At 43.3% G+C, this 22,107-nt stretch carries 17 protein-coding genes; 4 read left to right on the top strand and 13 right to left on the bottom strand.

Going from position 1 to position 22,107, the window contains the following annotated elements; translation table 11 throughout:
• Positions 1-57: 57 nt before the first annotated feature.
• From R8P61_36385 to R8P61_36345, 9 genes are all read right to left on the bottom strand, one after another.
• A complete protein-coding gene (locus R8P61_36385) occupies positions 58-576 on the bottom strand; it encodes a transposase (GenBank protein MDW3652613.1) in 519 nt (172 codons plus the stop codon).
• A gap of 96 nt (positions 577-672) precedes the next feature.
• Positions 673-2,196: a Gfo/Idh/MocA family oxidoreductase gene (locus tag R8P61_36380; GenBank protein ID MDW3652612.1), complete on the bottom strand. Its 1,524-nt coding sequence runs from the start codon at positions 2,194-2,196 to the stop codon at positions 673-675.
• A 105-nt stretch (positions 2,197-2,301) separates the two neighbouring features.
• Positions 2,302-2,814: a hypothetical protein gene (locus tag R8P61_36375; GenBank protein MDW3652611.1), complete on the bottom strand. Its 513-nt coding sequence runs from the start codon at positions 2,812-2,814 to the stop codon at positions 2,302-2,304.
• On the bottom strand, positions 2,814-3,743 hold the full coding sequence (locus R8P61_36370; GenBank protein ID MDW3652610.1) for a glyoxylate/hydroxypyruvate reductase A: 930 nt from the start codon (positions 3,741-3,743) through the stop codon (positions 2,814-2,816). Before R8P61_36370 ends, R8P61_36375 begins: the two co-directional genes overlap by 1 nt.
• Entirely contained in the window at positions 3,744-4,112 is a 369-nt protein-coding gene (locus R8P61_36365; GenBank protein MDW3652609.1) for a cupin domain-containing protein, read from the bottom strand. It abuts the gene before it with no gap.
• A 20-nt stretch (positions 4,113-4,132) separates the two neighbouring features.
• Positions 4,133-5,407, bottom strand: a complete 1,275-nt coding sequence (locus R8P61_36360; GenBank protein ID MDW3652608.1) for a TRAP transporter large permease — start codon at positions 5,405-5,407, stop codon at positions 4,133-4,135.
• Positions 5,404-5,874 (bottom strand): TRAP transporter small permease, encoded by a 471-nt coding sequence (locus tag R8P61_36355; protein ID MDW3652607.1) that lies wholly within the window; start codon positions 5,872-5,874, stop codon positions 5,404-5,406. Before R8P61_36355 ends, R8P61_36360 begins: the two co-directional genes overlap by 4 nt.
• Positions 5,871-6,848 (bottom strand): TRAP transporter substrate-binding protein, encoded by a 978-nt coding sequence (locus R8P61_36350; GenBank protein ID MDW3652606.1) that lies wholly within the window; start codon positions 6,846-6,848, stop codon positions 5,871-5,873. The genes R8P61_36355 and R8P61_36350 overlap by 4 nt, the downstream gene beginning before the upstream one ends.
• Before the next feature lie 61 nt (positions 6,849-6,909).
• Positions 6,910-9,108, bottom strand: a complete 2,199-nt coding sequence (locus tag R8P61_36345) for an amino acid permease (GenBank protein MDW3652605.1) — start codon at positions 9,106-9,108, stop codon at positions 6,910-6,912.
• Positions 9,109-9,320: 212 nt separating this feature from the next.
• Here R8P61_36345 and R8P61_36340 point away from each other — a divergent pair, with 212 nt between their 5' ends.
• The gene (locus R8P61_36340; protein ID MDW3652604.1) at positions 9,321-12,440 is read left to right on the top strand and encodes a glycosyl hydrolase; all 3,120 of its coding nucleotides are present in this window, start codon (positions 9,321-9,323) and stop codon (positions 12,438-12,440) included.
• A 59-nt stretch (positions 12,441-12,499) separates the two neighbouring features.
• Here R8P61_36340 and R8P61_36335 read toward each other — a convergent pair whose 3' ends face one another.
• The 4 genes from R8P61_36335 to R8P61_36320 form a co-directional block, all read right to left on the bottom strand.
• Positions 12,500-13,612, bottom strand: coding sequence for a Gfo/Idh/MocA family oxidoreductase (locus tag R8P61_36335; GenBank protein ID MDW3652603.1), 1,113 nt, complete (start codon positions 13,610-13,612; stop codon positions 12,500-12,502).
• Positions 13,613-13,784: 172 nt separating this feature from the next.
• Positions 13,785-14,636, bottom strand: a complete 852-nt coding sequence (locus R8P61_36330; protein MDW3652602.1) for a sugar phosphate isomerase/epimerase family protein — start codon at positions 14,634-14,636, stop codon at positions 13,785-13,787.
• A 4-nt stretch (positions 14,637-14,640) separates the two neighbouring features.
• Positions 14,641-18,156: a ThuA domain-containing protein gene (locus R8P61_36325; protein ID MDW3652601.1), complete on the bottom strand. Its 3,516-nt coding sequence runs from the start codon at positions 18,154-18,156 to the stop codon at positions 14,641-14,643.
• Between the two features lie 111 nt (positions 18,157-18,267).
• Positions 18,268-19,089: an MBL fold metallo-hydrolase gene (locus R8P61_36320; protein MDW3652600.1), complete on the bottom strand. Its 822-nt coding sequence runs from the start codon at positions 19,087-19,089 to the stop codon at positions 18,268-18,270.
• A 100-nt stretch (positions 19,090-19,189) separates the two neighbouring features.
• On the opposite strand from R8P61_36320, the gene R8P61_36315 reads away from it, so the two are divergent.
• Genes R8P61_36315 through fucP form a run of 3 tightly spaced genes read left to right on the top strand, consistent with a single transcriptional unit; the run spans position 19,190 to position 22,105 of the window.
• On the top strand, positions 19,190-20,020 hold the full coding sequence (locus R8P61_36315) for an amidohydrolase family protein (GenBank protein MDW3652599.1): 831 nt from the start codon (positions 19,190-19,192) through the stop codon (positions 20,018-20,020).
• A 1-nt stretch (position 20,021) separates the two neighbouring features.
• Positions 20,022-20,819 (top strand): SDR family oxidoreductase, encoded by a 798-nt coding sequence (locus tag R8P61_36310; GenBank protein MDW3652598.1) that lies wholly within the window; start codon positions 20,022-20,024, stop codon positions 20,817-20,819.
• 23 nt (positions 20,820-20,842) lie between these two features.
• Complete coding sequence (gene fucP / locus R8P61_36305; GenBank protein ID MDW3652597.1) at positions 20,843-22,105, top strand: L-fucose:H+ symporter permease; 1,263 nt, start codon at positions 20,843-20,845, stop codon at positions 22,103-22,105.
• The last annotated feature ends 2 nt before the right edge of the window (positions 22,106-22,107 follow it).

Here is a 22,107-nt window from a genome sequence, read left to right as displayed (position 1 = left end):
AAAAAGCCTAAATCATTGATTGGGGCTTTTTGCCTATGGTAACTTATATGGGGCAGCTCATGAGCTGCCCTTACACCATCGGTTAGGATTTTCAGAAATATAACTCTTGATCCTGTGGTATTCTTCTTCATTACGGATTACACGATCATAGTAACTTCTTTGCCATTTAAATGCATGAAGATTTTCATTTGCCCATTTAGTAACAGCTCCTTTATAAGCTCTAATTATGTCAGGCAAATTTTTTCTTTGAGGCCCAAATGAATTGGATTTCCATTCAGTTTTATAGGGAAGATCTAAATATAAAATACCATGGATGTGGTCTGGCATAATTACTAGACAATCCGCTTGCACAAATTTGTAATGTAGAGGAATTTCTTTCCAGAATTCGAAAGCTTTTACAGCAATCAGCTTAGCATTTAGGTAAGATAATGGATCTTCAAGGTCTAAATTTAGCAGACCGGTCTTTATTTCACCAAAGTACCTTTCTCTCTTCTCTGTACAGATTGTGACAAAATAGGCTCCGCATGAAGAATAGTCCCAGCTTCGCCAACGAATGTGCTTTCTGTTGTGTTTCATTGTGTTTTCAAATTATGTAATGGTAGGGGCAGCTCATGAGCTGCCCCATGGTGTTCTATATATCCTATATATCCTATATATCCTCTTATATCCTTATCACCCCAATTCCCAACCCTCGCGATACTCTCTTGTGAGGTATTTGTTTGCCAGATTGCTATTGGTGATTTTCATATTTGCTGAATCATACTCCACTTTCTTTCCGACCCGGAGTGCGACAGTAGCCAAATTGATGGTTTCGGTGATGCACTCTGCTTCCAGAAAACTTCCGGGGGATTCATTGCCACTGATGATAGCGCGAGCCCATGTATCCGAACGTCTTTCTGATTGGTACTTTTCAATTTTCTTCTTGCCGCTGTACGCATCAGAATTGGCTTTGGATAAAATACGGGGATTGGCTCCTTCAAATCCAGCGAGTATCGTTCCTTTGGTCCCCACAAACATCAAGCCCTCTCTATCAAAACTAACTCCTTCCGCTTCCAGCTCATCTGACTCAAAAGGCTTCATCCCTCCATCATACCAGAACAAATCAAAGGAGGGTAACCATTCCTGCTCGGGCATGCGCAATTTGAACATGCAAGCCAGGGGATAAGCAGATTTATTATTGATCCTTCGGCAGACACCATTTACAGAAGTTGTCTGGGCATTTCCATAGGCTTTAGCACTGATGGCCGGCTTGCGTATGTCAAGCTGTTGGAACAAAGGGAAAAGGCTATAATGTCCCATATCTGCAAAACTCCCGCCTCCAAAGTCAAACCATCCTCGGAAGACATTATGGGTCCAGTCCTTGTGGTAAGGGCGATGGGGAACCGGTCCTAACCATAGATCCCAATTGAAATCTTTAGGGATAGGCATATCGCCTTCAGGGGCTTTCGGAAATTGAGGCCAAACAGGTCTTACCGACCAATTGTGAATCTCTTTTAATTCACCAATAACTCCATCTTTCAACCATTGGCGGATCAATCCATATTCATACTTTTCATCCCAGGCCATCAAATGAGTTTTTAGCTTGGTTTCCCGGACTTTATCAAAAACCAGACGAGCTTCTTTCAGTCGATTGGCTATAGGTTTATGTGTGATCACATGTTTGCCTGCATCAAGGGCTGCAAGTGCAATGGTCGCATGCAAATGATCAGGAGTCATGATCTTGATTGCATCCAGATCCTTTTCTTTTTCCAGCAATTCCCTAAAGTCTTCATATGCTGTACAGCCTTTATATTTTTTGCCGGGATTGGGACTGTTTTTTTGATAATACTTATCTACATAATCTTTGGCAACATCTCTTCCACCAGCAATTCCTTTGAAATTCTCTCCCCAGCTTTTGTCCCCCAGGGTTTTTCTGATTCCGGCTTTTAGGCCAGCAGGTGACCAGTCCAGATAATTCTCCGAAAACTTGTTGGGATCGCAAACGGCGGTCAATTGAACTTTCTCATTTTCTAGAATGTCAGACATCTCTCGAAGCCCTTGTGTCCCACAGCCAATATTTGCCACATGGATACGATCGGAAGGAGCAATTTTCCCCGAACCTGCCAGGACATGACTGGGAATAATACTAAAACTCGCTGCCCCTGCAGCTGTGGTTTTGATAAATTTCCTGCGATTTACCTTCTTTGAGGATTTCATATATAGTAGTAGTTGAGTTAGACAAAATGGTACATAGAAATTAGGGAAAAATCTGCTTTCAGCCTATTTCTCCTTCAAAACTTGAATAATTACGTATTAATGTAATTACATTTCCATTTCGCCTACATCTGCCAACTCAAGAATCCTTCTGAAACTCAAGGGATGCAAGGGCATAGAAGCGCCCTGAAAACCTTTTACGAGATAGGGATCTTCCTGTATGAGTTCGTCTTCTTGTAAATCAGAGAAGAGCAGGGGCTTCTTAAGTAGATTTTTGAGCATTCGATAACGAATACGAGGAGAAGCGATACTGGCTTTGGCGTGATTGTTTAGGTAAAATTCGGGATGATCCGAAAGGGCGATAAAGGGTCCTGATATTACTTCAATAATTGCATAAACCCCTGGCTTTACTTTGGGTTTTCCTGCCAGCTCCTTCCGGTTTCTATGATCTACGCCCACTCGAATAACTCCCAATTGCCCGACTTCAAACCATGATTTTTGATAGGGGGAAATCCGATAATTCCCTTCTTTGGGATTCGAAGCCAAATGATGGTCTATTTCCCAAATACGAGGATTGCAAAAGAAAGTCCAGTAGGAAGTAGGAAAGGTCTTTCGAGGCATCAATATCCATTTTGAGGTGAAACACTATGTAGTAAAGCTTCTCCCGATTTTAATCGCCGATAATTCTGAACGATTTGCTGGCTTGCAGATTCGATATTTGTGATACTGGCAATATGTGGACTGATTCTAATCTTGGGATGTTGCCAGAAGGGATGATCTATTGCTAAAGGTTCTTGCTGAAAAACGTCCAGGTAGGCAGCGGAAAGAAGTCCCTTATCCAGTACTTTCAGCAAATCCTCTTCAACCAATGTCTCTCCTCTTCCTGCGTTTATCAGATAGGCACCTTTGGGCAAGCGTTCTAAAAAGGCTTCGTTTATCAGAGCTTGAGTTTCAGCTGTGTGGGGCAATAGATTGACGAGTATATCAGATCTCTCTAGCATTTGGATCAGGCCTTTCTCGCCTTCGAAAGTCTTGATTCCTTCGAGTTCCTTTTTAGTCCTAGACCAGCCTGAGACCTTGAATCCCAAGTGGGAAAATTTATCTGCTACAAAGGCTCCAATTTTTCCCAATCCTAAAAATGAGATGTGAATATCTCTGATGCTCTTGTAGGGGAGGGGATGCCATTTTTTCTCCTTTTCTAATTCCTGATACCTATCCAGTCTTTTCAGGTGAGCCATTACTACCGCCAGAACATATTCCCACATATCCTGTGAAAGCCGCTCATCTACAATTCGTGCTATTTGAATTTGGGGAGCTAAGTCCTGATGATCCAGAATGTGACTGACTGATGCGCCCAATGATTGGACAGCTCTGAGGTTTGGGAATTGATCGAATATCCCTGCTTCCGCTTTCCAAGAAAGAATAAATTCTACAGAACTCGCATCCTCTATCTCTGGATAGATTTCTATCCGTTCTGAGGGGAGCTGTTTTTGTAAAGCTTCTGCCCAGGGAGCGGGATCTTTATGATTACAGATCAGGAGAATACTCATTTACTCCTCTTCTCGGTGTACCAAATCCATAGAAAATGCAGGTAAACAAACGGCCAGGTATTCGCATTCCTGATCAAATGGATTGGAATACTGGATTCGTGTGTTTTTCTCAATTTTAATAGATTGTCCCGCTTCCAAAATGAGGGTTTCTCCTTCTATAATGAATTGCTTTTTACCTCTGATGATGTAGGTGTATTCATCAAATTCAGGGGTTTGGAAAGGTTCGTTCCATCCTGGAGGAGCGACCATATGAGCGATACTTATTTGAGAATTTCCAGTTGTCGCCTTTCCATGATGTTCTTCTATCAGTTTCCCATCCGTGGTTGGAACTACAAAAGGAGCCTTTTGAATGAAATATTTTTTCTCCATGCCCAAAACTAGTATTTCTCCTAATCCAAAAACAGTCCCGGGAGGAATAATGAGAGTTCCGGAATGAGGGTTACCAAAGCAAGTACCCCCAAACTGAGTAAGAAGAAGGGAAATCCAGCTCTGCTGACCTCTCCAATGGAGATTTTTCCAATGCTAGAGGAAACAAAAAGACAAACACCCACTGGAGGAGTTGTAAGACCGATCATGAGATTTAATACAGCAATCACAGCAAATTGGATAGGATCTACCCCAACCGTTACCGCTACCTTCAGTAGAATGGGAAAGAGGATTAATAAAGCTGCAATGGTCTCCATAAAGGTTCCCACAAAAATGAGCAGTAAATTGATCAGGAGGAGAACCAGGTATTTATTTTGCGTGAAGTCCAGAATGCCTTCAGAAATTGCCTGGGGTAAGCGTTCGGTAATGAGTATCCATCCAAAAAGATTGGCAAAGCCGACCAGGACCATGAGGGAAGCGGAGGTCTTCATCGAATCAAGGATAATCACTGGAATATTCCTAAGGGTAAGTTTTCGATAGACAAAGGCCCCAACCAAGAGGGCATATACCACGGCAATGATCGAAGCTTCTGTAGGGGTGAATACTCCTCCAATGATCCCAAATAAGATTATGAAGGTCATCAACAAGGCCCAAAAGGTATCGATAAAGCCTTTTCCAATTTGTTTGAGGGTGCTTCTTTGCAGTTTGGGATAATTTTCCTTTACAGAAATAATATAAGCAACCAGCATCAACCCAATTCCCAGCATAAATCCTGGTATAGCTCCTGCCAGGAAAAGACGCCCAACTGAAAGGCCACTTAAGGTGGCTGCTATAATCATGGGAACACTGGGAGGAATGATGGGACCGACTGTGGAAGAAGAAGCCGTAACGGCACAGGCAAAATCTACTTTATATCCTTCTTTCTTCATGGCTGGGATCATCACAGAACCTATACTGGCCGTATCAGCTACAGCGGTTCCGGAAATTCCTGCAAAAAGCATAGAAGCTCCAATATTAGCCAAAGCCAGACCCCCTCGAATGTGCCCTAATAAATGATTGCAGAAGTGGATGATTTTTTCGGTCAAACCTCCATGATTCATCAGATTTCCCGCTAGAATAAAGCCGGGAATACTAAGGAGGACAAAAACATCTATACCCGAATACATCTTTAAGGGGACGATGAGTAAAGGCAGACCTTTCATCAATACATAAACCAAACAAGCCAGCCCTAGCGAAAAAGCAATAGGAAAGCGGAGAATCAGGCAGATGATGAATACGAGAATCAGAGCAAGTATCATGCGCGTAGGTTCTTTAAGGCTTTTTGGGTTTCAATCCAGGCAAAATAGGTGATGGAGGCTCCCATAATAAACATACTCCCGAAGGCAAAAGACATGCGAATGGCCATGCTGGGAGACTTTTCGGCATGGCCCAATTGGATAAACTGAATGGCATAGAAGGTAAAAATGCCAAAGAGCAAAACAATCAAAGCCGATATGAGGAATTCCAACCACTTTTGACCTTTGAGTGAAAGTTTGTTAAAGATCAGATCAAGGTGGACATAGTAGTTTTGCTTCATCGCAAGACCTGCGGCGAAACTTATAGCATAGATGAAGAGAAAGCGCGAGGCTTCCTCTGTCCAGGATGGAGCACTTTCTAAAAAGAAGCGTGCAAAAATCTGGAGCAATACAGTCCCTATCAAGGCAAAAGTGCTAAGCAGAGTCCCGTATTTCAGGATTTTACCTATGATTTTGTTGGTTCTTTTCATGGACTCAGGGCTTCTATTTCTTTATAAATCTTTTGCATTTCGGGAGAAAGTCTTTCGTAAAGGGCTTTGGAGCTTCCTCCGCTGAACGCTTGCTTATCAACTTCTATGAATTCCATGCCTTTCTCTTTCAACTCTGCTTTGATCATCTCTTCGTTTCTCAGAAACATGCTATGCTCATAAGCTTGCATATCTTTGGCTGCCTGGGAGAACTCTTGCTGAAGATCATCAGGTAAGGCCTGAAACTGCTTTTCTCCTACTACGATATACACCCAACTGATCAAATGGCCGGTCAAATTGAGATAATCCTGAACTTCCGCGAAACTGGCACTTCGGATCATGGCAAATGGATTTTCCTGCGCTTCGATGGTTCCCTGTTGCAGAGAGGTAAATACTTCGGAAAAAGCCATAGGGGTTGGTTTGGCTCCCAAGGCTTCCCAGGCCGTGATATAAGAAGGAACATTGGGGGTTCGGAGGATTATTCCTTTCAATTCATCAGGATGGCGAATGGGGCGATTGGAGGTAAGATGTCTGGCACCTCTCTCAAAATAGGCAAGGGGGCGCATTGCGGTATGTTCCAGGATGTCGGCCTCTATTCTTTTGCCGATAGGGCCATCTGCGACTCTATGTAAATGGGTGGAATCCTTTAGCAGAAAGGGCGTCTCACAAAATCCGGCCATTTCTGTCCAGTTCTGTAAGGTGCCAGCAGTTACAGTCATTTCCACGATGCCCGCCTGTATACTTCTGATGACCTCTATCTCTTTGCCCAATTGCTCTGCGGGATAGACTTCTACTTTAATTCGACCATTTGTCCGTTCATGGAGAATTTTCTTTAAGTAGAGGAAGGATTGATGCCAGGTATGGTCTTCATTGGCCACATGACCAATGCGAAATGTATAAACCTTTTGTTCAGCTGGACTACAGGCAAGCCCAATTACCAGCCAAAGCAGGAAGAAATATGTAGTAGTTCGTAGCATGTAGTGAGGAAAGTTAAATGCTTTCCAATGAAAAGATACGGATTCCGAGGGATTTCCTCAATTAGCCCATGATCCTTTCTATCAGAGACTTGACCCGATCGTATTGTTTGACCAGAATTACCGTCTTATCTGTTCCTTTTGCAATGGTTTCCGGAATACTTCCAAACAGGATTTGCTGGAAATAACCCGCTCCGGCAGCACCTACAACCACAGCATCATAATCCTCAGCAGCTCCAATAATTCCTTCTGCAACATCATTATGCTCAATAATCATGGTATCCAGATTGATCTGATCTTTATCCATGATCTCGGCTATCGAAGCCCCCAGTCTTTCACTGATTTCATCTGTATCCGAGCCGGGTGAAACAACTCCTCCCAGGGTTAGAGATCCTCCTGACTCTTTCACGATGGAAGCCACATAGGAACTCGCCAGCTTGGCATGCTGTCCTCCAGCACTTGGAAGAAGGAATTTTTTCAAATCGCGTTTTCCAGACAGCTTTACCAGCATGATGTCTGTTTTTGCATTATTGATGACCGCTTCAGTAACTTCTCCCAACATCATCTGGGCTTTGGTACTATAGCCTTTCCATCCCATCAAAATGAGATCACAATGTTGTTCTCTGGCTGTTTCCAAAATGGCTCTGGCTGCATTATGTCCTATCCTGAGTAAGGAGGTAATAGGCATGTTATAGCTATGGGCAGTTTTGTGTGCCAAATCAAGTATCGCTTGCTCCTTCTGTACATATACTTCCTCATCATCGGGGATGGCTTGATCCGGGATAAGTGCTACCCGTAAAGCTACAATTTCGGCTTCTCGGTCTTTTCCTATTCCTGCGGCTAAATCTATAAGGGGTTCAACCGTTCGTGGATTGGAAAGGGGAACCAGTATTCTAAATTTGGCTTCTTTAGTTGCATAACGTCCCATAGCTACCTTGGAAGGTTCACCTTCTATGGCCTCTTCTTCTGCCTGACTTCCTTTCCATGCCAGGAAGCCTAAAAATCCTAACATCAAGCTAGCTAAAGCCATCATGGAAGGTGCAAGATGCTGGACATTCTGGTAGAGAAGATAAAGATTGGCGAAAATCCCTAAAATAGGGATCAGGGGTACCAAGGGGACTTTGAAGGGACGCTCTATATCCGGGTATTTTTTCCGGTGAATAATCAGGGCTGCATTTACCAGGGTCAAAACCAGCAATAAGACAATATTGGCGAAATGAGTGAGATCTTCCAGGGATAGACTGATGGCAAATATCATGATGGTTCCTCCTACCAACATCACCGCAACAATGGGCGTTTTGGTCCTCGAACTGATTGCTCCAAATGCACTGGGAAAATGTCCCAATTGACTCATGGCCATGGTTACTCGCGAACCTGCCATAATAGAGGCATTTGAGGCTGAAACCATGGAGAAAATTCCCCCTAAAACAATTACTGTTCCTCCAATCTCACCCAGGTACTTTTTCGCAGCAATTCCCATTGCGGCTTCTGTATATTCCTCCAAATCTGCCACTTCCACTACTAAAACCACTAATACATATAAAGCTGTCACGATGCCCATAGACAGGAATATAGCTTTGGGGATATTCTTGACAGGATTCTTTACTTCTCCCGCAGTAGCCGCAATCGCCGAAAACCCAAAAAAGGTGATAAATACCAATGCTGCAGTCCCACTGATATCAACAATATCTGTACTGAATTTCTCGATAAACCTGTCTACACTTACTTCACTCAATCCTCCAAATACAAACCACAAAAGCAGCAAGACTTTGCCCACGGTGACGATGATCTGGAATCGCCCGCTTTCCTCTGTCCCTTTTATATTTAGTAAGGTGAGAATCGCCAGACAAATAAGTCCGAATAGGGTCTCTATCGGTGGATGCCAGATAAATTCATTAAAATAAGAAGCAAGACTGGCAATGTAAAAAGCGCAGGAAGAACAATATCCCAAAACCAGGGCCCAGCCCACAAAATAGGCGAGAGGAGCTGGATAGGTTTTTCTTGCATATAAATATCCTTCTCCCGAATTGGGGTATATGGATACAAATTCACAATAAGTTAGAGCTGTAAAAACGGCAACAATAGCTGCCAGAAAAAAGGAAAGGATGGCTGCTGATCCCACATTGCGTATAGCCAATCCAGAGAGGGTAAATATTCCTGCCGCGATCATCGTTCCCACTCCAATTGCCAGGATCGTACTTAGACCCATATCCCGGCTCAGCTCCGCATGTATTTTCGCATGGCCTTGCGTAGATTTTTCCATTTGATGTTTCTTATCCGCGCAAAGGTTTTATAGTAGTAGTCCTTTGCGTTGAGCAATACCTCAGCAAAATACAGCAATTTCAACATTATGCCAATATTCCTGCATTTGCTATTTTTCTATAGGCTGAAATGTGTTGAGCTTCCAAACTCTTGGGCCAGGGCATCATTAATTCTCCTAAAATTAGCTAATTTCGGCCTAGAAGATCGAAATCTATGAAACTACTATCCTACCTATTCCTTTCTATTTGCCTGTTGGGCTATTTCCCTACCTATGGCCAGCAAGCTGAATCCTCTACGCGAGTTGATTCTTTTCTCTCAAAAATGGAGTACAGATTTGTCGGCCCCTATCGCGGGGGACGTTCGACAGCCGTCTCTGGAGTTCCCGCTAAACCCTATACCTTCTATATGGGAAGTACTGGCGGAGGAGTTTGGAAAACTACTGATGCCGGACAAAACTGGACCAATTTATCAGATGGCCAAATCGCATGTGGTTCTATCGGTTCTATTGCAGTTTCTTCTTCGGTACCCTCTACCATTTTTGTAGGTACGGGTTCTGATAGTCCTCGTGGAAATGTCTCTGCAGGAATAGGCATTTATAAGTCTTTGGATGAAGGAAAAAGCTGGAAACATATGGGGCTGAAGGAGTGCGGGCAAATTGGAGATGTGATTATTCATCCCCAAAATCCTGACTTGGTCTATGTAGCTGCTTTGGGAAATGTGTTTAGGCCCAATAAAGAAAGAGGGGTTTATAGAAGTACAGATGGAGGGGAAAACTGGGAACAGGTCCTATTCCTGAACGATACAACAGGTGCGGTGGATATTGCGATGGATCCCGTCAATCCTGAGGTGCTTTATGCAGGTATGTGGAGAGTGGAAAGAAAGCCCTGGACCCTGATTGATGGAGGAATGACAGGTGGTTTATACAAATCAGTAGATGGGGGAGATAGCTGGAAGAAGATTGAAAATGGATTGCCGACAGGACTGATCGGTAAAATCGGGATTGCCATTTCACCCGTAAACCACAATAGAATCTGGGTCATCCAACAAGCAGCCAAAGAAGAAGCGGCAGGAGTATATCGTTCGGATGATGGAGGAAAAAGTTTTAGTCGAATAAATAGAGATCATAATCTGCGTCAGAGGGGCTGGTACTATAGCCGAATCTTTGCAGATCCAAAAGACGAAAATACCGTTTACGTTACCAATGTAAATTTCTTTAAATCCATAGATGGAGGGGAAAATTTCAGCCATCGCTATCGCGTTCCACATGGGGATACACATGACCTTTGGATCAATCCCAATGATCCCAACATCATGATCAATAGCAATGATGGAGGAGCAACGATTAGCTTGAATGCTGGTAAAACATGGTCCACCCAGAATAATCAACCTACTTCTGAATTTTATCGGCTCACGATTGACAATCAATTCCCTTATCGCCTTTATGCAGGTCAGCAGGACAATACAACTATCTCAGTCCCAAGCCGTACTTCTGGTGGACTTGATCCCAAACAGGCCTGGTTGAGTGTAGGCGGGGGCGAAAGTGCGGATATAACTGTTCATCCCAATGATCCTAACATCATTTATGCAACGACTTATAGTGGGATCATTACGCGAGTAAATCTCAAAACCAATGAAAGAAGGGATGTAGGTGCCTATCCGCATTATACAGAAGGAACCGAGCAAAGAAACCTCAAGTATCGCTGGCAGTGGAATTTCCCCATTCGCATTTCTAAGCATGACCCTACAGTCATTTATCATACATCAAACTACGTTCACAAATCCAATAATGAAGGCCAAAGCTGGGAGATCATCAGTCCCGACCTGACCCAGGACATTGATGCCTATCAGGACATCCCCGGAGGTCCTATTCAACATGATGCAACGGGAGTGGAAGTATACAGTAGCATTTTTGCCTTCGAAGAATCTCCCACGGACCCCAATACGCTTTGGGCGGGCAGCGATGATGGAAAATTGCATATCACAACGGATGGAGGAGAAAGCTGGAATGATATTACCCCTCCCTCTATGCCTGAAGAAGGTACTATCAATAGCATCGAACTTTCTCCCCATGCAGATGGAAGGGCTTTCATAGCGGTTTACAGATATAGAGATGGTGACTTCAAGCCTTATATCTTCCAGACCGATAATCACGGCATGAATTGGCAACTGCTGACGGATGGAACTAATGGCATTCCAGCTGATCATTTTGTCCGGGTTGTTTGTGAGGATCCCAAAGAAAAAGGCCTGCTATATGCGGGTACCGAATTTGGTATGTACCTCTCATTTGACGAAGGAAGAAGTTGGCAATCCTTTCAGCAAAACCTTCCTCATACACCCATCACCGATATGGAGATTTATCAAAATGATCTCATCATAAGTACCCAAGGGAGAGGATTCTGGATCATGGATGATCTTTCCCCCATCTATCAATTGGCCAACTTTGATTCCGGAAATAAGGATCACTTATTGGAGATCTCGGATACGTATAGAAGTAATTTAGGAGGCTTTAGGGGAAATACTGCACCGGATGCAGCGCCTTACAGGGCTGAAATACATTTCTATCTCACGGAGCAGGATACCAATAAAGCCTATACCCTGGAAATTTGGGATGAAGAGGGGAGAAGCATCAAAAAACTTTCTAACAAAGATGAAAAGGAGCCCTGGAAGATTAGCAAAGGAATGAATAGCTGGTCCTGGAACCTCCTTTATCCGGCTCCTGAACTTTTGGAGGATTTGGTGATGATGGATATGCGCTATCCGGGCTCCGGTCAGAGAGCAGCAACAGGAAATTATACGGTTCGTATCGATTTTGGAGGAGATATTCAGGAGCAGAGTTTTCGGATTAAAAAAGATCCGCGCTGGGAAGTTTCGGATGAAGATTTGAAAGCCAATTTCTCTTTGGCAGAAGAAGTAAAAGCTGTGATCAATCAATCGCAAAATCGTATCCGTCAAATGCGCAAGCTGCGGAAACAGCTAGATTTACTGTTAGAAGAGGGCAAGGAAAATAAGGCGAGTCCCGAGATTAAAACTGCAGCAACTCAATTAAGAAAAAATCTACTGGATCTTGAAGATATGATCTACCAACGTAAGGTAGAAGTTAGCCAGGATGAGATTAACTATCCGAGACTATTCACCAATCATATCATCCGTCTCTATCGAGTGATCATCGGCCAGAATGCCCGTCCTTCAGGCGGCGAATTGGAAAGATGGGCGGATTTGAAAAATCAATACCGAGCATTTGATATTCGCTATATGGACCTGGTCAATCGGGCACTCCCGGAGTTCAGGCAATTGATCGAGGATGCAAAGATGAAGGTATTTGAATTGGAATAAATGAAAGCGGGGCAGATTGAAATCTGCCCCGCTTTACAAGATTATTTTTTCAAATAATATTATTTCAAGGTGAAAGCCGGCATATCCAGGGTTTTACCTCCCTGCATAGCTGATTCATGTGCCAAAATTCCTACACAGGTAATATTGGCTGATTCAACTGCATTGGGATAGGGATCTCTTTTATTATCCAGGGCATCTAGAAATTCATGAACCAAATGAGGATGCGATCCCCCATGTCCCGCGCCTTGGATGAAAGACAAATGCTGATTGTCATCATCATCATAGACTCCACCTGTGGTGAAATGCTGAATTTCCTTGGGAAGAAGGTGAGCATAGTCCGGAATTTTAACCAACTCAGGGCTTTCTCCTGTATGAATGACAGAAGGCTCATGCTCAATGAGCGTCCACTCAAAAGACTTTTTCGATCCATATACATCAAAACTCTCCCGATATTGGCGAGCAGTGTTAAAGAGGGATCGAGTAATCTCTGCGCCCAAATCTGAATCCTTCATTTGGATATGGCAGGATTCGATGGCAAAAGGAGAACCGTAAACTTTGATGAGTTCTTCATCAATTCTACCGGAACCTATACAGGAAACTTTCTCCGCCTGTTTGCCCGGCAAAGCCAATACCGGACCAACACAATGCGTCGCATAGTACATGGGAGGCAGTCCTTCCCAATAGCCAGGCCATCCGGCCATTTCCTGTTGGTGAGAGGCTCGGAGGAATTGGAGCTTGCCCATTTCTCCTTTCTCATACATTTCCTTTACAAACAAAAACTCCCGACTATATACTACCGTTTCCATCATCATATAGGTGAGGCCGGTTTTTTGGGTGAGTTCCACAATCTTTTTGCAATCTTCTACGCTGGTTGCCATAGGAACCGTACAAGCTACATGTTTGCCGGCTTCCAGGGCTGCAATAGATTGAGGGGCATGATCGGGAATCGGCGTATTGATATGAACCATGTCGATTTCAGGATCTTTGAGCAGCTCTTCATAACTGGTATAGCGCTTCTCTATTCCAAAAGTATCGCCGATTTCATTGAGTTTGCTTTCGGTTCGTTGGCAGATCGCATACATATTGGCTGAAGGGTGCTTTTGGTAAATGGGGATAAATTCGGCACCGAAGCCAAGGCCGATGATTGCGACCTTCCATTGTTTCTTTTCCATGTATTCTAGTTCAAAGTTTTCTATTTATTTTACGCTTAATAATTGAGCTTTTTTCGCAACTTTTTAGAAAAGTTGCACAAAATCGGAACGAAAAAACCAAGGCTATCCCGCATTTCCATCCGCTACATTTTCGTTCCATCCCCAACGCGCCTATTTTGATTCTAACATTAATTTATTTAGCAAATAAATCTTTCAAAAATGCCAATCCATTCGTGGCAAAAGCGTCCTGGCTTTCGGCCATAGGCTTCCAAAAACAGACAGCTCCGGCCAATTCTTTCAATTCTGGAGTGAAGCTTTCGATGGAGACTACGCCTTCATATCCGATGCTATCTATGCCTGCTTTGAGCTCATTCCAGGGAGTCAATCCTGTGCCAGGTGTCCCTCGGTAATTTTCGGATACCTGTACATGTATCAGCTTTTCTCCTACTGTTTCAAAAGCTGTTTTCAGATTCCTTTCCTCTATCGTCATATGAAAACTATCCAGGATTACTTTGGCTGAAGGATGATTGATGTCTTTGACAAGCCGCATCACATCCTCTGCTGTATTCACCAAATCCGTTTCGAAACGGTTCAAAGGTTCTATGGCAATGGATAATCCTTCTGCACCTGCCATTTCGCAGACCTTGCCCAGATTTTTCACCGCCAATTCCCATTCTTTTTTTCGATCCTCCGGACTCAACATGCGGGCTTTCCCTACTGCTGCATACATCGGCCCAACCAAAAAACCTGCTCCCCAGGCATTGCAAATGTCAAAACATTCGCGGATATACTGAAAACAAGTCTCATGAATTTTGGAATCTTCATTCGTCAAATCCCTACTCGGCCCAAAAGCTCCACATACGACAACGTCCAAATCCAAATCATCCAGAACTTTTTTAGTCCCTGATACATCGATCAATTCTGGATACTCGACCGGAATTTCTACTGCATCAAAGCCCATATGCTTGACTTTCTCCAATAAATGAAGGCTGTCTTTTTGAAAGGGCGAGGTCCAAAGCCAGGTGCTGGCTGCAAATGTTACCATTTATCTAAACGCTTTTCTTGGGTACGACTTTTAGAATTCCATTCATCTGCCTCCAGTGTCCCGGGAAGGTACAAACAAAAGGATATTCTCCCGGCTTATCCGGAGCAGTAAATCTCAAACTTACACTGGAATTCGGATTGACCAAAGCAGTAGAGTAGAGGATGTTTTGGGAATCCGGCACATAATTTCTCTCTGCGGCATCTTGCTCAGTTGCCAGGAGATCGGCAGCAGCACCTACTTCTTCCAGACTACCCGGATTCAAGATCAGTAAATTGTGCTGCATGAAATCGGTATTATTAAATACAATTTCAACGCTTTGCCCGGCTTCTACTACCAATTCGGATTGATCATATTTCATCTCATTGATTACAACTCCTAATTCTAGCACCACATCGGCTTCTACTTTGGTCGCCATCATATCCGAACTATTTTCTCCATAAAACTCACCAAAGAACTCGGCCATGGATTTTTCGGGGCCAAATAACTTCGAATGGGCATTGAGAAATTCTTCTTCTGCTTCAACAAACCATTCTCCAGCTATCGAACTGATTATCCCGTCAATTTCTACCTTCATATCCTGCTCCAGGCCTCTGAAACCACCACTTCCGCCATAATCCCATAGTTTAACCGTAATGGTATTTGCCCCTTCTCTAAGAAGACCTCTCGGTATTTTATAAGAACGGGGCGTATTATATCCACTTCGGATTCCTCCTATCCATTTTCCATTTACATAGGCTGAATCAGAATCATAAATTGGGCCTAAATGGAGCATAGCAGCTTTGCCAGCATCTTCCGAGGAGACTTCTATATTTCGTTTAAACCAAAGTATCCCATCCCAATATCCTCTATCCATCTGGGCCATCATATTGGGGAGCTCAACTTTTTGCCAGTCAGCAAAATCTGTTGTATTGATCCAATCGATCTCTTTTTCGTCTATGACTTTTTCTCCTCCAGCGTTCGGATCATTTTTATAGGCTTGCCAAAAACCATTCTGATGCTTTACTGCTGCACAATAAAGGGCACGAGATAACCAAAGATCATTGACCCATTCTTCCTTTTTGCTTAGCTCATATAGTTTGCTTCCCAATTCTTCTGAAGCAGGCATATCCGCCATGGCTAGTACGGTATTCAGCCTCACATTCAAATCTGTATCTTCGAGCATATTCGCTGCGAAAATTGCGTCATTGCCTTCAGAAATTCTGGGAAGGACCATGAGGGCTGTCCTTCGAATGGCAGGAACTTCATCTTGCAAAGCAGCTTTCGCCAAATCCAAAGCTTCCTCATTAGATCCATTCATTTCCCCCAATCCATGAAGGGTCCATAGTGCATGATGCAAAGCTGGTTTTAATCCAATGGCATCTTTCCTGGCAGACTTGCCAAGCGATATCAAATCTGAAACCACATCCTTTTCTCCTCTTTCAACTAACAAACGCTGAGCTGTTACCCGCCAGAACATATTATCATGAGAAAGCGCTGCAATCAGAGCATTGGGGTCATCTTTACTCAGATGTAAAGGTGTGTAAGTGGGTGCCCCTTTGTATTTCAGTCGATAAATCCTTCCATGCAGTTTATCTCTCAAGGGATTGATATGAGCATTTCCTTTGCCGTTTTCAAAACCTGTAGGGGTAGGATTATGCTGGATAATGAAATTGTACCAATCCAATACCCATAAATCTCCGTCAGGACCCACCTCTGCATCTACCGGCCCAAACCAATTGTCATTGCTTGCGACCATGTTCCAGCCATCTGTTTCAGTATATCCTGCTCCATCCGGAGAGAGTACAGCTTTATGAACCAGTCTACCGGTAGGAGCGCATACAAAACCGACTTTGTTCCAGTACTCCTCGGGATAGTTGCGAGCTGTATATAGATTAAAACCTGCAGCTGCTGTAAATCCTCCAAAAACATCTACCTGTCGGACCTTATCAGTTATGGGATGAAAAGAATAATGGCCGTCAATCTTCTTACTGCCAAAGCGGGGCATTCCTTTTACCCCTTCATAGTAGCGGTCAGGAATGGCCATATATACGCTATGTGTATTATTCGCGGTCGAACCAAATACCTGAAAGTCTTCGGTAAATCCCAAGCCCCAGGTGTTGTTGGTCGTGCGTGTCATATATTCAAAATGGGAGACATCCGGACGAAAGCGATAGAAGCCTTGTCCAAATTGATATTGAGCCCCATTTATACTGCCTTTAAAGCCTGAATAGCCTACCGATCCCCAGATCATATTGTCGTGGCCATAGGCAAGGTTGGAAGGCCCAGCATGGGTATCGAAGGTTCCCCATCCTGTAATGATTTCTTCCCGTATATCCGCCTTGTCATCTCCATCTGTATCCTTGAGGAAAAGAAAATGAGGAGCCTGAGAAACAATAACACCATCATTGGCAAAAACCAGGCTGGTAGGGATATTGAGTTTGTCAGCAAAAACCGTGAATTTATCCGCTTTTCCATCTCCATCTGTATCTTCTACGATTTTGATTCTGTCATCTCCAATGCCGTCCTCATCCCGAACCGTATTGGGATAATCAACGGTTTCAATCACCCATAATCTGCCTCTTTCGTCCCAGGCCATAGAAATAGGATTGATAATGTCTGGCTCCTGGGCAAATAATTCCAATTCGAATCCAGGAGGAATTTGCATGAGTTTTTGAGACTCTTCAGCCGATAGGGGCGCTTGAAGCATAGGGGCAGGATCGCGTTTTTCATAATTGGGAATGACTGCCTCCGTATAAGTATGGGTGGGAAATGAGGGCAATTGTTTCCATAGATTCTGTACCCTCTCCCCAACGGACCAGACGATGGCATTTTTCATCAATTTATGAAACTGCGGTTCTAACCAAGTCCTTTCATCATGTCCGGAAGCAGTATAAAATACACGGCCTTTCTTATAATTTCTCACCCAGGTCCAGGCTTCTGTATGATCTCCTTCTTTTCTTTCCATCAACAACGTACGATCTTCATTATGCTGGCTATGCACATAGGTTTCGTCCCAACTTTCAAAGCCCTCAAATCCGGCCAAAACCGGATGATCTTTTTGATCTTCAATGATATCTGATCTAAAAACCCCTGTTCCATGATCCTTGAATTGAGCTCCCACCAATTCCACATATTCATCGGAATTTCTAAAACAATAGGAAGCACAATGGATGGGCAAAAGGCCTTTCCCTTCAGCAACAAAACTCAGCAAAGCTTTTTCCTGACTCTTGCTGATTTCATCATGATTGGCATAAATCATGAGGGCATCAAAATCTGCCAGAAAGTCATCCTTGAGAGATTCAGGGCTTTCTGTATAGGTGAAATTGATCCCCTTATTGGCTAGGGCTGAGGCCAGGATCGGCATATAGGCCTCAGAATTGTGATGTTCTGAGTCGTGGCCAAGGAATAATACCTCAATTTTTCTAGGGGAATTATCCGGCCATTTTGTTTTGGTAGGGGAGCAGGTATAAAGCAGAAAGCTCAAGCATAAAAGTGAGCCCATGAGGGCGATACCTGATAGTCTGTGAGTAGTGATAGTCATACAGATCCTGTTAAGAACAAGTTTGATAATAGTAGTTTTGACCTTAAGTCCTTAGAAACTTAGGATTTAATTTCGAGATATTAAAATGGATAGGCAGGGAATTGTGTAGAACTAATCGACCTTATCAAGGTCTCTGATCACTGATCGGATCATATTCTTTGCGGAAAGATTACCCAATGATAAGATAGCAACCGTATGCATAGGCTTCACCTTCATCTCTTTTTGAATAGCTACTACGGAATAGGATTTTTTATAAAGTTCAGCAACTGTTCCATAGAAATCTTCAAAAAAAGCGAGTTTGCTTCTGAGCTTGTCCTTCCCACCTTCCATTTGTGGATTGTGGCAACAAAACAGGCGGTCGAAATCAAGAGCGAGAATTTTTTTGATGGACGCAATTTGTCCTTTCATGCTTTCTGCTCGCATAAAGAAGCGGATATAGGTACTGACAAAGAGGTCAGCAGAAAAAAGCCATCCTTCATTTTTCTCATGTAATGCCACCATATCATGCGCATGTCCGGGGATAGGAATGATATCAAAATGGTATTTCTCCGTTTCTATCTCCTCATCTTTAGCGATTAAGTTGTGATTGGCATTTCTGGGACCCCAGCTCAACCACTGAGCAGGGCTAATTGAGGGAGGACTCTTCATGGTTTCTACACACAGACTATGCGCATAAACAGGCAGCTTCAATTTCTTTTGAACAGGATCGATATTTCCCGAATGATCTTCATGATGATGGGTGATAAAAACCTGCGCTATGTCAAAGCTGGAAATCGCTTCCATAAACTCCTTCCTCATATTGCTATGTCCGGTATCGATAAGTAAGCCATCTACAAAAAATGAATGGACCATCATTTTGGGTTTTCCAAAAATGCTGGATCCCATTTTGTATCCCTTTACATGTTCAAACTCGAAGTGGGAAAGGAGTTTCATAACTAAAGCTAATTAGCTGGCATCGATTTCTACAAGCTTTTCAATTAAATCCTCAACTTTCTCGGGACTTAATTATATTGGTTTTATAAATGCCCGGCTCATGCGCGTAGATTCTCACCAACACTTCTGGAATTACAGCCCAACTGAATATGGCTGGATCTCTCATGAGATGCCAGAAATCAGAAAATCCTTTGGGCCAGAAGACTTGCAAACCCTCCTGGATGAGCAAGGAATAGATGCTTGTGTCAGTGTTCAGGCGCGGCAAAGTCTGGAGGAAAATGACTACCTGATTGGATTGGCAGAGAAACATGATTTCATAAAAGGGCTCGTAGGTTGGGTGGATCTTCGTTCGGAAAAAGTTGAAGAAGAACTGGAAAGATATAAGACTTTCCCTAAAATGAAGGGATTTCGACATGTATTGCAGGATGAGCCGGATGATCAGTTTATGCTTCAGAATTCATTTATCAGAGGGGTAAAGAAATGCTTTGAATATGGCTATAGCTATGATATCCTGATATTTGAAAAACAACTTCCTTCTACTCTCAAATTCCTTGAGTATTTTGATTCCCAGGCCTTCGTTTTGGACCATATAGCCAAGCCTATGATGAATGCAGGGCCAACAAAAAATTGGGAAGCAGGCATTCAGGAACTCGCTCAGTATGAACATCTCTATTGCAAAATTTCGGGTATGGTGACGGAAGCAGATTGGAAGCAGTGGAAATACGAAGATTTTCTTCCTTTTCTAGATGTGATTGTGGACTCATTTGGAATTGATCGCATCATGTTTGGTTCCGATTGGCCGGTTTGTTTGCTGGGGAGCGAAAGCTATGGAGAAACAAAAGGCATAGTTGATCACTATTTTCAGGGATATACAGATGAGGATAAAGCAAAGATATTTGGAGGAAATGCGATAAGCTATTACAAACTTTGATATGGATCTCGGGATAAAAAATAAGGTCTTCATCATTACCGGAGGCGCAGAAGGAATAGGCAGGGCAATTGCAAAGGCGATTGCGCTTGAAGGCGGAATAAGTTTCATTGCCGGTAGGGCAGAGGAGGCTGCTAAGGGATTGCTTGAGGAGATAGAAAGCAAGGAGGGAAAGGCTCATTTTATGTTCCAAAATCTGGGGAGTGGAGAAAGTTGTAAAGCGGTCGTAGATAGATGTCTGAACATCTATGGGAGAATTGATGGGCTGGTGAATAATGCGGGAGGAAATGATGGAATCAGTTTAGAAGAGGGAAGCCCTGAAAAATGGATGAAATCTCTGGAGAACAATCTTCATCACTATTATTTCATGGCTCACTACTGCCTGGCCGAATTGAAAAAAAACAAAGGCGTTATCCTCAATTTAAGTTCGAAAACTGCTTTTACCGGCCAAGGGGGAACTTCTCCATATGCTGCAGCAAAAGGAGCACAACTGGCATTGACACGAGAGTGGGCCGTTGAATTATTGAAGTATGGTATCCGGGTGAATAGCATTGTTCCGGCCGAAGTCATGACGGCTATGTACAAAAGATGGATTAATAGCTTTGATGAGCCTGAAAAGAAGGTTGCGGAAATAGAAAGTCGGATACCTTTGGGAAATCGCATGACAAAAGCAGAAGAAATTGCAGATACTGCCTTATTTTTATTATCATCGCGATCATCGCACATCACTGGACAACACATATTTGTGGATGGAGGCTATGCGCATTTGGATCGTGCGCTATCTGTGCTGAAGGACCCTTAACGGATTTGCTATAAACTACTACAATGAATAAAACTATTACAAAACAGTTTTTGGTGCCCTTTATTTTGGTTACTTCCCTCTTCTTTCTTTGGGGGCTGGCCAACAATATGACGGATACCTTATTGGCTGCCTTTAAGAAAATCATGTCAATGACTGATTTTCAAACCTCCTGGATACAGGTCGCCTTCTATGGATCATACTTTTGTCTGGCGATTCCTGCAGCCATCTTTATCAAAAAATATTCCTATAAAACGGGAGTAATTTTGGGGTTAAGTTTGTTTGCCGCCGGAGCACTTCTCTTTTATCCTGCTAGTCAAAGTATGGTTTATGGGCACTTTTTGATTGCCCTTTTTGTGCTGGCCGGTGGGCTTTCCATTTTGGAGACTACCGCCAATCCCTACATCATTGCTATGGGTGATCCGGCAAGCGGAACCCGACGCTTGAACCTCGCACAGTCTTTCAACCCACTGGGCTCAATTACTGGGGTGATTTTGAGTAAATACTTCATTTTATCCAATCTGCAGGAGTTTTCAGAAACGGAACGGGCAGCCATGGGCACAGAACAATTGGAAGCAGTTCAGGCAGAAGAACTTTCAGCAGTTATGGGTCCCTATGTGGGATTGGCAGTTTTTCTGATCCTGTTAGCGCTCTATTTTATGGCGACTAAAATGCCTGTGGCCAGTGATTCGGATAAAAGGCTTGATTTCGGCCCAACGTTCAGGCGCTTATTGAAAAATCGTAATTATGTATGGGGAGTTATCGCTCAGTTTTTTTATGTGGGAGCTCAAATTTGCGTCTGGTCCTTTACCATTCGCTATGTCATGCAAGAACTTTCGCTTAATGAAGAAGATTCTTCCAGCTATTATATAGCTGCTTTGGTACTCTTTACTCTCTCACGCTTTGTCTTTACCTGGTTGATGGAGAGGATTAGTCCTTCGAAATTATTGGGATACTGCTCGATTGCAGCGATTCTCTTATCTGCGGGAGTAATGTTTGCCGGAGGGGGCGTAGGTGTTGTATGTTTGATCGGCATTTCCGGCTGTATGTCCTTGATGTTCCCAACCATTTTTGGTCTTGCATCAGAAGGATTAGGAGAAGATCGCAAGATTGGTGGTTCTGGTTTGATCATGGCGATCCTGGGAGGCGCTTTGCTACCAATGGTCATGGGACAGGTTTCAGATGGATGGGATAGTATAAATCTCTCTTACATTGTTCCACTTTTATGCTTCGCTATCATTTACTACTACAGTATACAGGCTCAGAAACATGCCCAGCATCCTGCTTAATT

The sequence above is a fragment of the Bacteroidia bacterium genome (assembly GCA_033391075.1).
Lineage (GTDB): Bacteria > Bacteroidota > Bacteroidia > J057 > J057 > JAWPMV01.
This window is presented reverse-complemented; position numbering and strand designations above follow the sequence as displayed.

Bases quoted from the DNA above. Each gene is read 5' to 3' on its own strand.
- R8P61_36340 (MDW3652604.1), top strand. From the start codon at position 9,321: ATGAAACTACTATCCTACCTATTCCTTTCTATTTGCCTGTTGGGCTAT.
- R8P61_36360 (MDW3652608.1), bottom strand. From the start codon at position 5,407: ATGATACTTGCTCTGATTCTCGTATTCATCATCTGCCTGATTCTCCGC.
- R8P61_36385 (MDW3652613.1), bottom strand. From the start codon at position 576: ATGAAACACAACAGAAAGCACATTCGTTGGCGAAGCTGGGACTATTCT.
- R8P61_36370 (MDW3652610.1), bottom strand. From the start codon at position 3,743: ATGAGTATTCTCCTGATCTGTAATCATAAAGATCCCGCTCCCTGGGCA.
- fucP (MDW3652597.1), top strand. From the start codon at position 20,843: ATGAATAAAACTATTACAAAACAGTTTTTGGTGCCCTTTATTTTGGTT.
- R8P61_36310 (MDW3652598.1), top strand. From the start codon at position 20,022: ATGGATCTCGGGATAAAAAATAAGGTCTTCATCATTACCGGAGGCGCA.
- R8P61_36380 (MDW3652612.1), bottom strand. From the start codon at position 2,196: ATGAAATCCTCAAAGAAGGTAAATCGCAGGAAATTTATCAAAACCACA.
- R8P61_36350 (MDW3652606.1), bottom strand. From the start codon at position 6,848: ATGCTACGAACTACTACATATTTCTTCCTGCTTTGGCTGGTAATTGGG.
- R8P61_36330 (MDW3652602.1), bottom strand. From the start codon at position 14,636: ATGGTAACATTTGCAGCCAGCACCTGGCTTTGGACCTCGCCCTTTCAA.
- R8P61_36320 (MDW3652600.1), bottom strand. From the start codon at position 19,089: ATGAAACTCCTTTCCCACTTCGAGTTTGAACATGTAAAGGGATACAAA.
- R8P61_36345 (MDW3652605.1), bottom strand. From the start codon at position 9,108: ATGGAAAAATCTACGCAAGGCCATGCGAAAATACATGCGGAGCTGAGC.
- R8P61_36355 (MDW3652607.1), bottom strand. From the start codon at position 5,874: ATGAAAAGAACCAACAAAATCATAGGTAAAATCCTGAAATACGGGACT.
- R8P61_36335 (MDW3652603.1), bottom strand. From the start codon at position 13,612: ATGGAAAAGAAACAATGGAAGGTCGCAATCATCGGCCTTGGCTTCGGT.
- R8P61_36315 (MDW3652599.1), top strand. From the start codon at position 19,190: ATGCGCGTAGATTCTCACCAACACTTCTGGAATTACAGCCCAACTGAA.
- R8P61_36365 (MDW3652609.1), bottom strand. From the start codon at position 4,112: ATGGAGAAAAAATATTTCATTCAAAAGGCTCCTTTTGTAGTTCCAACC.
- R8P61_36375 (MDW3652611.1), bottom strand. From the start codon at position 2,814: ATGCCTCGAAAGACCTTTCCTACTTCCTACTGGACTTTCTTTTGCAAT.
- R8P61_36325 (MDW3652601.1), bottom strand. From the start codon at position 18,156: ATGACTATCACTACTCACAGACTATCAGGTATCGCCCTCATGGGCTCA.